Here is a 13,624-nt window from a genome sequence, read left to right on the forward strand (position 1 = left end):
CTCAACCGGCTGGCGGCTCGGTCGAAGGAGGGCCATAGATCACCGCGTCCTCGGCTTTTTCGGGACGGATGTAGATCGACGACAGGATCGGCACTGCCGCCTTGAGCTTGCGCTCCATCTCTTCGATCAGCCGCTCGCCCTCCCCCATCGTCACGTCATCGTGGAAGTCGGCGCTGATCGCGACGAAGACGCTCTCCGGCGCGGTGTGGATGGTGCGGACGTGGTTGACCGAGGCGATGGCGGGGTGGCCGTCGACCAGCTTGTAGACCTCGGCGATCACGGCCGGGTCGGCGCGCTCGCCGATCAGCAGCCCCTTGGCCTCGCGCGCCAGGAACCCCGCGACGATCGCGAGCACGCAGCCGATCGCGATCGAGGCCCAGCCGTCCAGGTCGGGACGATTGAGCGCATGGCTGGCGAACACGCCGGCGCCGGCGATCAGCAGCCCGGCGATCGCGGCCGAATCCTCGAACAGGACGATGAAGCCGGCCGGGTCCTTGGACTGCCGCACCGCCTGCCACCACGACAGCTCGCCGCGCGTGTGCCCGAACTCGCGCAGGGCAAGCGCCCAGCTGCTGCCCTCCAGCGCCAGACTGACGCCCAGGACGATGTAGTTGACCAGCGGATCGCCCATCGGCTCCGGATGCCGGATATGCTGCCAGCCCTCATAGAAGGATACGCCCGCGCCGACCGCGAAGATCAGCAACGCGACGACGAACGCCCAGAAATACAACTCGCGGCCGTAGCCGAAGGGGTGGGCGGCGTCAGCGGGACGTTTGGCGCGATGTTGGCCGTAGAGGAGGAGGATCTGATTGAGGCTGTCGACGCAGGAGTGGAAGCCCTCCGACAGCATCGAGGAGGAACCGGTGATCCCGGCAGCGACGAACTTCGCGATACCGATGCCGATATTGGCAGCGAGCGCCGCATAGAGGACGACGTCCTTGCGGATGCGGGCGAGAAGGGTGTCGGCCATGGTCCGCGCCATGACCGCGCGTGTCGGAGGTAGCAAGCGCCACTCGTCCTGCACGGCGAGGACGAGCCGGCGCCGACGAGCGAGCCGGCGCCGGAAGCGCGACTTACGCCGCCTCGGCCACCTTCTGACCCGCCAGCGAGTTCGCCACGGCGAGCGGCGTCAGATCGCCGTTCATCCAGTAGCGCCGCACGATCTCCTCGCGCTTGTGCGGGGTCAGGGTAGCGATCGTGTCGCGATCGTCGGTCCGTTGCTGCAACATCGCCCGTCTCCTTGTTCGCGCCCGGTTGCCGGGGCGGAGTGGATAGGCACTCGCTCTAGCGCGATTCTGTTACGGGCGTGCGACATGCACCGGCATCAGGTGCCGGCGTTGGTCAACCGGGCGAGCTGGTCCTCGTCGAGGTTCAACGTCATCGCGGGAAGCAGCTCCTCCAGTTGCTCGACGGATGTCGCGCTGGCGATCGGGGCGGTGACGCCGGGTTGCGCGGCGAGCCAGGCGAGCGCGATCTGCGCTAGCGTCGCGTCGGTCTCGGCAGCGACCTGGTCCATCGCGGCGAGAACGGCGGCGCCCTTGCCGGCGAGCAGGTCGGTCATGCGGCTACCGCGCACCGACTTGCCGAGGTCGGCCTCGGACCGATACTTGCCCGTCAGGAAGCCGGAGGCGAGGCCGTAATAGGGCACCACCGCGACGTTTTCGGTGATGCAAAAGTCCTGCAACTCGCCCTCGAACTTGTGGCGGCTGACGAGGTTGTACTCGGGCTGAAGGACATGGACGCGGGGCAGGTCGGTGCCGTGCGCGGCGTCGACGGCGGACTTCAGCCGCGCGGCGGTGAAGTTGGACGCGCCGAGCACGCGGACCTTGCCGGCTTCCACCAGCTTGCCGAACGCGGCGAGGTAATCGTCCTGCGCGACGTCCTCATCGTCCTGATGCGCGAAATAGACGTCGATCCGGTCCGTGCCGAGACGCTTCAGCGAAGCCTCGCAGGCGGCGGCGATGCGGGCCGGGGCGAGTTTCGCGCCGCCTTCGCCCGGCAACATGCCGACCTTGGTCGCGATCAGCACGTCGTCGCGTTTGCCCGACGACTTCAGCCATTCGCCGATGACGGTCTCGGACTCGCCGCCTTTGTGGCCGGGCACCCAGGCGGAATAGACGTCGGCGGTGTCGATCATCACCCCGCCCCCGGCGGCGAAGGCGTCGAGGACGGCGAAGCTGCGCGCCTGATCGGCGGTCCAGCCGAAGACGTTGCCCCCCAACACTAGCGGCGTGATCTTGAGATCGGTGCTGCCCAGGCGTCGTAGCGGTGCGGTCATCGGTCGGCCTCGTTGGTTTGGACGGCGTTGATGTCGACGCTGTCGGCGTCGAGCATCGCGGCGGCATCGTTGAGCTGCGCCTGATCGTCGGCGGTCAGGCCCGCAGGCTGCGGGTCCTCCCGCGCGCAGGCGGCGAGCAGGAGCAAGGCGGGAAGGAGGCGGCGCATCGGATGGGACGTAGCGCGTCCTTGCCGGTCAGGCGAGGTGCAGGGGGTTACCGGTCCATCTCGTTGCCCAGATCGCGCAGGCCGCGCCCGGTCGCACGTCGCGCGCGATCGGCGGTGTTGCCGATTGAATCGCCCGCGCGATCCAGCGCGGCACCGGCGCGATCACCGGCATTGTCGAGATGGTCCCCGGCGCGATCGACGCTGGTGCCGCTGTTGTCGATGGCATCGCCGGCGCGATCGATGCCGTTCTCGGCGGAGCCCAGCGCACGTTCGGTAGCGGTGCCGACATCGTCCATCGCGTTGCGCGTGGTGGCGGACACGTCCGCCGCGGCGGCATTGGCGTCGGCGGCGGTCTTGTTGTCGACCGACACCTGGCACGCGGTCAGCGATAGGGCAGCGGCAGTGAGCGCGAGGGCAAGCTTCATGGGTCGATACTCCGATACGGTTCGGGCGCTCAACGCGGAAGGGAGCGGTTCGGCTCCCCGTCGTCGATTGACCTCATATAAAGATTTCTTTATATCATGTCAGGTGACCCGTGCCTTGGACATCTTTCGCGCGCTCGGCGACGCGACCCGGCTGCGGATCGTGCAGCTGGTGCGGCGCATGGAGCTGTCGGTCGGCGAGCTGGCGCAGGTGCTGGGGCAGAGCCAGCCGCGGGTGTCGCGCCACGTCAAGATCCTGTGCGATGCCGGATTGCTGGCGCGGCGCAAGGAAGGCAGCTGGGTGTTCGTGACGCTCGGGCTGCCCGATGCGGTGCCGCCGGTGGCGGCGTTGCTCGACGATTGGGCCGGGGAGGATCACTGGGCGGTCGCGGACGCGGCGCGGTTGCAGGCGGTGCGGGCCGATCGCGCGGCGGCCGCGGCGGCGTGGTTCGAGGGCCATGCCGGTGAATGGGACGCGATCCGCTCGCTCCATGTCGCGGAGAGTCAGGTCGAGGCGGCGATCGCGGCGGTGCTCGGCGAAGGCCCGCTCGGCACGCTGGTCGACATCGGCACCGGCACCGGGCGGATGCTGGAGCTGTTCGGGGCGCAGGCGGGGCAGGCGCTGGGAATCGATCGATCCTCGGAAATGCTGCGGCTGGCGCGCGCCAAGCTGCAGGGGCGCGCGAACACCGAGCTCAGGCAGGCGAACCTCTATGCGCTGCCGCTCACGGATGGCGCGGCGGATGTCGCGATCCTGCACCATGTCCTGCACTTTGCCGAGGACCCGGCCGCCGCGATCGCGGAAGCCGCGCGGGTGCTGGGGCCGGGTGGGCGGCTGCTGATCGCCGACTTCGCGGCGCACGACCGCGAGGAGCTGCGCGTGCGTGACGCGCATGTGCGGCTCGGCTTCGACGACGCGCAGATCGCGGCATGGTTTGCTGCGGCCGGCTTGAAGGTCGCTCGGCAGGAGACGCTCGAGGGCGGCGAGTTGACGGTGAAATTGTGGCTCGGGCGCAGGGACGGCGTCCGGCTGAAAGAGGTGAAAGCGGCATGACACTGTCGGTCAACCAGCTGGAGGAAGCGCGCCGCGCGTTGGCGACGCCGCTATACGCGGATGTCGGCGGCGATCTTGCGGTCTCGTTCGAGTTCTTCCCGCCCAAGAACGAGGCGATGGAGGCGCAATTGTGGGACGCGGTGCGGACGCTGGAGCCGCTGGGGCCGCGTTTCGTGTCGGTCACCTATGGCGCGGGCGGCTCCACGCGCGAGCGCACGCATTCGACGGTGGCACGCATCCAGCGCGAAACCAGCCTGGCGGCGGCGGCGCATCTGACCTGCGTCGAGGCGACCCGCGAGGAGATCGACGCGGTCGCGCACGAATATTGGGCGGCGGGCGTGCGGCATATCGTGGCGCTGCGCGGCGATCCGCCGACCAAGGGTGCGGCCTATGCCTCGCATCCGGGCGGGTACGAGAACGCCGCAGATCTGGTCGCCGGGCTGAAGCGGCTGCATCCGTTCGAGGTGTCGGTGTCCGCCTATCCCGAATGCCATCCGGACTCGGCGGATGCGAGCGCCGATCTCGACAATCTCAAGCGCAAGCTGGACGCCGGCGCGAACCGGGCGATCACGCAGTTCTTCTTCGAGCCGGAAACCTTCTTCCGTTATCGCGACGCGCTGGCGGCGGCGGGGGTCGATGCGGAGATCGTGCCCGGCATCATGCCGGTGATGAACTTCGCCAGCGTCAAGCGGATGAGCGCGATGTGCGGCACCGCCGTGCCTGACTGGATGGCGCGGCTGTTCGAGGGATTGGACGATCGCCCGGCAGCACGCCAGCTGGTCGCGGCGACGGTGGCGGCCGAGCTGTCGCGTCGGCTTTACGCCGGCGGCGTCAAGCAGCTCCACTTCTATACGCTCAATCGCGCCGATCTGGCCTATGCGATCTGTCACCTGCTCGGCGTCAGGCCGCGCGCGTTGGCGCAGGAGGCGGCTGCTTAAATCCTCCCCGCTCGCGGGGAGGGGGACCAGCCGAAGGCTGGTGGAGGGGGCTCTCCACCAGCGGAACCGAATGTGGAGAGCCCCCTCCACCACTCGCTTCGCGAGCGGTCCCCCTCCCCGCGCAGCGGGGAGGACTGAGGTAGAGATGACTGCACGCGAACAGTTCAACGCCGAAGCCGCCAAGCGCATCCTCATCACCGACGGGGCGTTCGGGACGGAAATCCAGAACTGGAAGCTGGACAAGGCTGCCTATGCGGGCGCGCTCGGCCTCGGGCATGACCAGAAGGGCAACAACGACATCCTGGCGCTGACCGCGCCGCATGTGCCGGCGTCGATCCACCGCGCCTATTTCGAGGCGGGCGCCGACATCGCCGAGACCAACACCTTTTCCGCCAATCGGATCAGCCAGGCCGATTACGGCGCCGAGCATCTGGTGCGCGACATCAATGTCGAGAGCGCGCGGATGGCGCGGACGATCGCCGACGAGTTCGCGGCGCGCGACGGCCGGCCGCGTTTCGTCGCGGGGGCGCTGGGGCCGACCAACAAGACGCTGTCGCTCAGCCCCGACGTCAACGATCCCGGCTATCGCGAGATCGACTTCGACTTTCTGAAGGACGTTTATCGCGAACAGATCGACGCGCTGGTCGAGGGCGGCGTCGACTTCGTGCTGATCGAGACGATCTTCGACACGCTCAACGCCAAGGCGGGGATCATGGCGGCGATCGAGGCGGGGGTCGCGCTGGGGCGCGACCTGCCGATCATGGTGTCGATGACGCTGACCGACCTGTCGGGCCGCAACCTGTCGGGGCACACGGTGGAGGCGTTCTGGCACGCGGTGCGCCATGCGCGACCGCTCACGGTCGGGCTGAACTGCTCGTTCGGCGCGGAGCAGCTGCGCCCGCACGTCAAGGTGCTGAGCGAGACCTGCGACACGCTCATCATGGTCTATCCAAATGCCGGGCTGCCCAATGAGCTGGGCGAGTATGACGAGATGCCGCCGACCACCGCCGGGCTGGTCGGCGAGTGGGCCGATGCCGGACAGGTCAACGCGCTGGGCGGCTGCTGCGGCTCGACGCCCGCGCACATCGCGGCGATGGCCGAGCGGGTGCGGGGACTGACGCCGCGCAAGGTGCCGATGCCGGCGGTCAGGACCAGGCTCGCGGGGCTGGAGCCAATGACGATGGCGGCGTAGCTTAACTCCTCCCCGCTAGCGGGGAGGGGGACCAATCGCAGGCTGGTGGAGGGGGCTCTCCACCAGCGGACCGAATGTGGAGAGCCCCCTCCACCACTCGCTTCGCGAGCGGTCCCCCTCCCCGCAAAGCGGGGAGGATTGGGTGATTTACATGACCGTCAGTTCCTCCGCCCAGTTCGTCAACATCGGCGAGCGCACCAACGTCACCGGGTCGGCCGCGTTCAAGAAGCTGATCCTCGCCGGCGACTATGCCAAGGCGGTCGAGGTCGCGCGCCAACAGGTCGAGAACGGCGCGCAGGTGGTCGACGTCAACATGGACGAAGGGCTGCTCGACGCCGAGCACGCCATGACCACGTTTCTCAAGTTGATCGCCGCCGAGCCGGACATCGCGCGCGTGCCGGTGATGATCGACAGCTCGAAATGGAGCGTGATCGAGGCGGGGCTGAAGTGCGTGTCGGGCAAGCCGATCGTCAACTCCATCAGCATGAAGGAAGGCGAGGCGCCGTTCCTGGATGCCGCGCGCAAGTGCATGGCCTATGGCGCCGCCGCCGTGGTCATGGCGTTCGACGAGACGGGTCAGGCCGACACGCAGGCGCGCAAGATCGAGATCTGCGGGCGCGCCTATGACCTGCTGGTCGGCATCGGCTTTCCGCCCGAGGATATCATCTTCGATCCCAACGTCTTCGCGGTGGCGACCGGTATCGAGGAGCACAACAATTATGCGGTCGACTTCATCGAAGCGCTGAAGGTGCTCAAGCTGCGCTGTCCACACGCGCATTATTCGGGCGGACTGTCCAACCTGTCATTCAGCTTCCGCGGCAACGAGCCGGTGCGCCGCGCGATGCACTCGGTGTTCCTCTACTACGCCATCCCCGCCGGGCTCGACATGGCGATCGTCAACGCCGGACAGCTCGACGTCTACGACACCATCGACCCCGAGCTGAGAAACGCATGCGAGGACGTGGTGCTCAACCGCGATCCGGAGGCCGGCGACCGGCTGGTCGCGTTGGCGGAGAAGTATCGCGGCACCGACGCGGTCTCGGAAAAGGCGGCGGCGGAGTGGCGCGGCCTGCCCGTGACAAAGCGGCTGGAATACGCGCTGGTCAAGGGCATCGACATGCACGTCGTCGACGATACCGAGGAATGCCGCCAGCAGTTCGCACGCCCGATCGAGGTGATCGAGGGGCCGCTGATGGACGGCATGAACGTGGTCGGCGACCTGTTCGGCAGCGGCAAGATGTTCCTGCCGCAAGTCGTGAAATCCGCGCGCGTCATGAAAAAGGCGGTCGCGCACCTGCTGCCCTTCATCGAGGCGTCGAAGGAGCCGGGATCGAAGGGCAAGGGCAAGATCGTGATGGCGACCGTCAAGGGCGACGTCCACGACATCGGCAAGAACATCGTCGGCGTGGTGCTCCAGTGCAACGGCTTCGACGTGGTCGATTTGGGCGTGATGGTGCCGTGGAGCCGCATCCTCGAAGCGGCGAACGAGAACGATGCGGACATGATCGGGCTGTCGGGCCTCATCACCCCGTCGCTGGACGAGATGGTGACGGTCGCCGAGGAGATGAAGCGCGCCGGCTTCACGATGCCGCTGCTGATCGGTGGCGCGACGACGTCGAAGGTCCACACCGCGCTGCGTATCTCGCCGGCCTATGACGGCCCGATCGTGCATGTGCTCGACGCCAGCCGCGCGGTCGGGGTGGCGACGACCTTGGTCAGCGATACCGGGCGCGACGCGTATGTCGCCGGCGTCGCGGAGGATTATCAGAAGGTGCGCGATGCGCGGGCGGGCAAAGGGCAAAACGACCTGCTGCCGCTGGCGGAGGCGCGCACGCGAGGACTGGCGGTCGACATGGCGCTTAAGGCGACGGCACCGTTGCAGCCGGGGCGGCATGCGTTCGATGGCTGGGATCTGGGCGATCTGCGCGACGCGATCGACTGGACCCCGTTCTTTCGCGCGTGGGAGCTGGCGGGCACGTACCCGGCGATCCTGGACGACCGCATCGTCGGCGAGAGCGCGCGCGGGCTGTTCGCGGACGCGCAGGCGATGCTCGACCGGATCGTCGCGGAGCGGTGGTTGACCGCGCGGGGCGTCGTCGGGCTGTGGCCGTGTCGGCGCGAGGGCGACGACGTGATGCTGGATGACGGCGTCCGTCTTCCCTTCCTCCGCCAGCAGATCGCGAAGCGGGAGGGGCGGGCGAACATGTGCCTCGCCGACTTCGTCGATCCGGCAGGCGACTGGCTCGGCGGGTTCGCGGTCGGCATCCACGGCATCGAGCCGCATCTGGCCGGCTTTAAGGCCGCGCACGACGATTACAACGACATCCTGCTCAAGGCGCTGGCGGACCGGCTGGCGGAGGCGTTCGCCGAGCGTTTGCATCAGCATGTCCGGACGACACTATGGGGGTATGCTCAGGGCGAGCAGTTGACCAACGAGGCGCTCATCAAGGAGCAGTATCGCGGCATCCGCCCGGCGCCCGGCTATCCGGCGTGTCCCGAGCACAGCCTCAAGACCACGCTGTTCGAGCTGCTGGATGCAGAGGCGACCGGGCTGGAGCTGACCGAGAGCTTCGCGATGTTGCCGACCGCGGCGGTTAGCGGCTTCTATTTCGGGCATGCCGAGGCGGCGTATTTCGGCGTGGCGCGGATCGGTCAGGATCAGGTCGCCGACTATGCCGCGCGGCGCGGCGTCAGTCGCGAACAGGCGGAGCGGTGGCTGAGACCGAACCTCGACTGACGTGACGAGGGGCGCGTGGCCGGTCGGCCACGCGCCCCCGGTTTTCTGAATCAAGCGGTGGCGAGCGTCGCGCTGCGGCGGCGGCGCATCGCGCCACCGGCCAGGCCGAAGCCCGCGATCATGATCGCCCAGGTCGCCGGCTCCGGCACCCCGGCCGCTGCGACCTCGAAGTTCGCGAGGACGGACTTGCCCGCGAAGTTCACCGCGACATTGTCGGCCGCGCCGCTGAAGTTACCGGTCCATCCCGAGCCGATGCCGAGGTTGATGCCATAGACCGTCAGCGTCGAGCCGCTGTTGCCCGCGATCCACTCGTTCAGCGTCTTGGTGCCACCGACGGCGGCGGACGTGATCCCGAGCGCCGCGTTGCTGGCGTACCAGATGCCGGTGTTGAGATCGCCCGCGCCCGTCAGCCAGGTGTCGCCGGGGATGGCGGCGGGCGGCGAGCCCGGCACCTGATAGGCGTTCTCCCAGACCAGCTGGCCCGCGAACCTGCCGTCCTTCAGCATGTCGAGGCGCAGCACCGGTGCCAGCGTGTTGCTGGTGGTGCCGGCGGCGCTGCGGAAATAATCATAGGAATAGCTGGTGAGCGTCGACAGCGCGACGGGCGCGAACACCGTCTCCAGGTCGGCCTTGCCGGCGGTGCCGGTGCTGGCGAAATAGGCGGAGCCGTTGCCGCTGCGCGCATAATCCTTGGTGATGCCGACCGTGCCGCCCGAGCCGACGTTCGACTGCACCCAGGCGCCCGGCGTGCCCGACGCGCGGCCGCCCGACCCCATGTTCGGGCCGGACACGGTGGTGCGGGTTCCGGTCGCGTCAGTCGTGGTCGCGACGCTGTTGCCGCTGACGCCGACCGGGCCGTTCAGGTCCTGCAGGCTGGTGTTGGTGACGGTCTGAGCCGAGGCGGTGCCGGCAAACAGGGCGGTGGCGGCGAAGGCCGCGAGATAAGCAAGCTTCATCGTGATTTCCCGTGTGAATGCGTGGCCGCGTCCTTCACGAAAGATGACCAAGCGGCAAGCAGGACTGACGGAATTGCGACGGATCGCCGGTGCCTGTCCCGGATCGGCACGACCTCTACGTACCCGCCCTTTTCCGCATCGGCCGTCGCGCGGCGTCCGTTCGGGGCCGAGGTGCGCGGGATCAGGGTCTTGGCGCGCCGCTCGCGGGCATTTCCCGGACGATGATCGGGCAATTATCTCCTGGGCCCGGATCCAGGTCGAGGCAGCGCCCATCGACGCCGACGACGTTCAGTCCGATTGCGGCGGCCAGCGTGGGCATGATGTCGACCGTCTCCACCGACAGTGGCTGTTCGAAGCCCACCATGCCCTTGCGCCAGAACAGCAGCGGCACGCGGCGGTCATAGTCCCAGGGGCTGCCGTGCGTCTCGACATAGCCGGGGCGGGGCGTCGGGATCGGGGTGACGCGCGGATTGAATAGCAGCAGGAAGTCGCCCGACCGCTCCGGGTCGTACGAGGCGCGCGCGCGCTGCATCAGCGTCCAGGTCTCGGGCGGGCCGGACGGCATCGGCGTCGCGGCGATCGCGGCGCGCGGCAGGGCGGCGGCGACCTGCGGCATAGCACGAAAGCGCGCGAGCGCCGCCGCGAGCACCTTCGCGCGCGCCGGGGCGGGCAGCGCGCGGTCGATGACGACGTCGCTTTCGGCGGCGAGCAGGACGGGGCCGGCGAGGCCGAGCGAGACGCCGATTTCCTTGCCGATCGCGGCGACCGATGCGTCGGCGGTCAGGCGCGTTTCCATCGGCATGGCGTGCTGCTGCTGGCGCTCGGTCAGGTCGTGCGCGCCGTGATCGGCGGTCAACATCACCTCGTAATCGAGGTTCCAGCGATCGAGCAGGTCGAAGAACGCACCCAGCGACTGATCGAGCTGATCCATCTGAATGCACATCTCGGTGCCCTGCGTGCCGAAGGAATGGCCGATATAATCGGTCGCCGACGCGCCGATCGAGATGATGTCGGTCTGCGGTCCCTTGCCCAGCTTCATGTCCTGGATCAGCCCGGCGGCGAGCGAGAGCACCGCCGCATCCGACGCGGGAGAGGCGCGGAAGCCGACGACGTCGCCCGCCGTGCGTGCGAAGCGGCCCTGGCCGACGGTGGCGGTGCCCGCGACGATCGCGCGGTCCTGTCCGGCGCACCACGCGGGCAGCGGCAGCGCGTCCTGCGGCGCGGCGATCAGTGCGGCGACCGCGGCCTTGGCGCGGGCGACGACGGGCGGGGTCGCGCGGCCGGCATAGGTGACGAAGTCCTTGCCGTTCCACCACCACAGCTCGTCGACGCGATGCCCGCCCATCATGATCGCGGCACGGTCCTTGCCGGCGACCGAGACGACGCGGGTGCGTGGGTCGGCGGTCTTCATCCGCTCGCCCAGCGTCGGCACGCGGAGGTGGCGGTCGGACGCGGTGTAGTTGTCATGGGTCGAGCCGGGAACGGTCTCGTCCTCCGCGCAATAGATCGTCTTGTCGCCGCGCGCCGCGCCCTGATCGACCCATTGATTGGCGATGATGCCGGTACGGGCGGGGCGCATGCCGGTCAGGATCGTCGAATGGCCGGGGCAGGTCTCGGTCGCGGCATGGCTTTGATAGGCGGAGGGGAAGACGACGCCGTTCGCCAGCCGCGCGAAGCCGCGCGTGAAGTGGCTGCGGTATTGCGCGAAGAGATCGGCGGAGAACTGATCGACCGAGATCGCGACGATCAGCTTCGGTCGGGTCGCAGGCGCGGCGGGCGCGGCGGGCGGTGCGGCCTGTTGCGCCGACGCGGGGCCGGCGGCGAGCAGCGACACGGCGGCCAGCATGGCGATCGGCAACGGCTTCATGGCGGTCCTTGGGTCCGGGGGGCGAGACGGCTATGGGCCGCGTCGATGACCCGAACAATAGCCTCGCTTTTTTGCTTGCTGATGACGGTGCTTTGGGCCGCGCCGACGCTCGCGCAGGGTGGGGCGCAGGGCCAGCACCTGCGGATCGAGCCGCTGGTGGGTGCGGTGGCGGCGGACGGCAGTTTCGATCTGGCGCTGGTCACGACGCCTGAACCCGGCTGGCACGGCTATTGGGGCGAGAACCCCGGCGATGCGGGCTTTCCGCCGAAGATCGACTGGCACGCACCGGCGGGAACGCAGGTGGGCGCGTGGCGCTGGCCGGTGCCGACGACGCTGCTGATCGCCGGGCTGATGAATTATGTCTACGAGCAGCCCTTCGCGCCGATGGTGCGGGTGCGCCTGCCCGACGACGGCCGGAAGCCGGTGGTGACGCTGCACCTGAGCTATCTGGTCTGTACGACGACGCTGTGCGTGCCGGAGGCGCAGGATGTGTCGGTGCCGATGGCGGGGGTGGGCACCGATGGGGCGCTCGACCGATGGCGGGCGATGCTGCCTCGGCCGCTCGGCGCGACGGCGACCTACGCGGTAACGGCGAGGCGGGTGCGGATCGCGGTGCCCTATCCGGCGGGGGCGGTGCTGACCGATGCGTATTTCTTCCCGAGCACCGCCGGCGCGATCGACTACGCCGCGCCGCAGCGGGTGACGCGCGACGGCGACCGGCTGTTGATCGAAACGGCGGGCAAGCCGAGCGGCGCGATCGCCGGCGTGCTGCGGGTCGGTGGCGGCCGGGGACTGCGCTTGACGGCAACGCCCGGCGAGGTGCCGGGCGGGCGGGCCGCCGATTGGCTCGGCGCCGCGCTGGCCGCGTTCGGGCTAGCGGTGCTGGGCGGGTTGATCCTCAACGTCATGCCCTGTGTCTTCCCGATCCTGTCGCTGAAGGCACTGAGCCTCGCGCGGTCGGGGGTGAGCGAGCGGCATGCGCGGCAGGAGGCGCTGGCCTATACGGCGGGCGTCGTCTGCGTGCTCGTGGCGCTCGGCGGCGCGATGCTGGCGTTGCGCGCCGGCGGCGCGAGCGTCGGCTGGGCATTCCAGTTGCAGGAGCCGCGGCTGGTGGTCGTGCTGCTGCTGCTGAGCGCCGCGATCGGGTTCAATCTGGCTGGGTTGTTCGAGGTGCCGACGCCGCCGCTCGGCGAGTTGGCGGGCAGCGGCGGCGCGTTCGCTACCGGCGCGCTGGCGGCGGTGATCGCGACACCGTGCACGGGGCCGTTCATGGGCGCGGCACTGGGCGTCGCGCTGGTGCTGCCCTGGCCGGCGGCGCTGGCGATCTTCGCGGGGCTGGGGCTGGGGTTGGCGCTGCCGTTTCTACTAATCGGCTTCGTGCCGGCGTTGCGGCGCCTGTTGCCACGACCGGGCGGGTGGATGGAGACCGCGCGGCGGGTGCTGGCGGTGCCGATGTTCCTCACCGCGATCGCGCTCGGCTGGGTGCTGGGCAGGCAGACCGGCGTCGACGGGCTGACCTTTGCGTTGCTGGCGACGCTGGCGCTGGCGGTGGTGCTGTGGGTTGCCGGCGCGCGGCAGCGGCGCGGGCTGGCGACGGGGCTGTTGCTCGCCGCGGCGCTGATCGTGCTCGGCGCGCTGGCGGCGACGCTGCTGCCGGGCAAGGTCGCGGCCCGGTCGGCGGCATCAGAGCTGGGCTCGGAGGCGTTCAGCGAGGCACGGTTGACGCAGCTGCGCCAGACGGGGCGGCCGATCTTCGTCTATTTCACCGCCGACTGGTGCCTGACGTGCAAGGTCAACGAACGGGTAGCGATCGAGCCCGCGCGCGAGGCGATGCGAAAGCGAGGGGTGGCGGTGCTGGTCGGCGACTGGACCGATGGCGACCCGGCGATGGGGCGCTTCATCGAGGCGCATAATCGGGCCGGGGTGCCGCTGTATCTCTACTATGCGCCAAAGCGGGACGCCCGCGTTCTGCCACAGGTGTTGACGGCGGGAATGCTGTCCACCCTCTGAGCC

The 13,624-nt window shown here is 69.1% G+C and carries 12 protein-coding genes; 5 read left to right on the forward strand and 7 right to left on the reverse strand.

The genetic code is table 11. From position 1 onward, the window contains the following. Position 1 precedes the first annotated feature (1 nt). The 5 genes from ACOFKS_RS14370 to ACOFKS_RS14390 form a co-directional block, all read right to left on the reverse strand. The gene (locus ACOFKS_RS14370; protein WP_419809943.1) at positions 2-970 is read right to left on the reverse strand and encodes a cation diffusion facilitator family transporter; all 969 of its coding nucleotides are present in this window, start codon (positions 968-970) and stop codon (positions 2-4) included. A gap of 103 nt (positions 971-1,073) precedes the next feature. Then, entirely contained in the window at positions 1,074-1,229 is a 156-nt protein-coding gene (locus ACOFKS_RS14375; RefSeq protein ID WP_419809944.1) for a hypothetical protein, read from the reverse strand. 95 nt (positions 1,230-1,324) lie between these two features. Next, the gene (locus ACOFKS_RS14380) at positions 1,325-2,278 is read right to left on the reverse strand and encodes an aldo/keto reductase (RefSeq protein ID WP_419809945.1); all 954 of its coding nucleotides are present in this window, start codon (positions 2,276-2,278) and stop codon (positions 1,325-1,327) included. Then, the gene (locus ACOFKS_RS14385) at positions 2,275-2,445 is read right to left on the reverse strand and encodes a hypothetical protein (RefSeq protein ID WP_419809946.1); all 171 of its coding nucleotides are present in this window, start codon (positions 2,443-2,445) and stop codon (positions 2,275-2,277) included. Before ACOFKS_RS14385 ends, ACOFKS_RS14380 begins: the two co-directional genes overlap by 4 nt. 47 nt (positions 2,446-2,492) lie before the next feature. Beyond that, positions 2,493-2,870, reverse strand: coding sequence for a hypothetical protein (locus ACOFKS_RS14390; RefSeq protein WP_419809947.1), 378 nt, complete (start codon positions 2,868-2,870; stop codon positions 2,493-2,495). 103 nt (positions 2,871-2,973) lie between these two features. Here ACOFKS_RS14390 and ACOFKS_RS14395 point away from each other — a divergent pair, with 103 nt between their 5' ends. The 4 genes from ACOFKS_RS14395 (at position 2,974) to metH (ending at position 8,788) form a co-directional block, all read left to right on the forward strand. Further along, the gene (locus ACOFKS_RS14395; protein ID WP_419809948.1) at positions 2,974-3,921 is read left to right on the forward strand and encodes an ArsR/SmtB family transcription factor; all 948 of its coding nucleotides are present in this window, start codon (positions 2,974-2,976) and stop codon (positions 3,919-3,921) included. After that, positions 3,918-4,859 carry a methylenetetrahydrofolate reductase [NAD(P)H] gene (gene metF / locus ACOFKS_RS14400; RefSeq protein WP_419809949.1) on the forward strand — a complete coding sequence of 314 codons (942 nt, stop codon included), beginning with the start codon at positions 3,918-3,920 and terminating at the stop codon, positions 4,857-4,859. Before ACOFKS_RS14395 ends, metF begins: the two co-directional genes overlap by 4 nt. A 145-nt stretch (positions 4,860-5,004) precedes the next feature. Beyond that, positions 5,005-6,051 (forward strand): homocysteine S-methyltransferase family protein, encoded by a 1,047-nt coding sequence (locus tag ACOFKS_RS14405; protein WP_419809950.1) that lies wholly within the window; start codon positions 5,005-5,007, stop codon positions 6,049-6,051. 151 nt (positions 6,052-6,202) lie between these two features. Further along, complete coding sequence (gene metH / locus ACOFKS_RS14410; protein WP_419809951.1) at positions 6,203-8,788, forward strand: methionine synthase; 2,586 nt, start codon at positions 6,203-6,205, stop codon at positions 8,786-8,788. 50 nt (positions 8,789-8,838) lie between these two features. On the opposite strand, the gene ACOFKS_RS14415 is transcribed toward metH, so the two are convergent. Then, positions 8,839-9,744 carry a PEPxxWA-CTERM sorting domain-containing protein gene (locus ACOFKS_RS14415; RefSeq protein WP_419809952.1) on the reverse strand — a complete coding sequence of 302 codons (906 nt, stop codon included), beginning with the start codon at positions 9,742-9,744 and terminating at the stop codon, positions 8,839-8,841. 181 nt (positions 9,745-9,925) lie between these two features. Continuing rightward, a complete protein-coding gene (locus tag ACOFKS_RS14420) occupies positions 9,926-11,611 on the reverse strand; it encodes an alkaline phosphatase family protein (RefSeq protein ID WP_419809953.1) in 1,686 nt (561 codons plus the stop codon). A gap of 81 nt (positions 11,612-11,692) precedes the next feature. Between ACOFKS_RS14420 and ACOFKS_RS14425 the strand changes: the two genes are divergently transcribed. Continuing rightward, positions 11,693-13,621, forward strand: coding sequence for a protein-disulfide reductase DsbD family protein (locus ACOFKS_RS14425; RefSeq protein WP_419809954.1), 1,929 nt, complete (start codon positions 11,693-11,695; stop codon positions 13,619-13,621). Positions 13,622-13,624 lie beyond the last annotated feature (3 nt).

The organism is Sphingomonas sp. (assembly GCF_965200135.1).
Taxonomy (GTDB): Bacteria; Pseudomonadota; Alphaproteobacteria; order Sphingomonadales; family Sphingomonadaceae; genus Sphingomonas.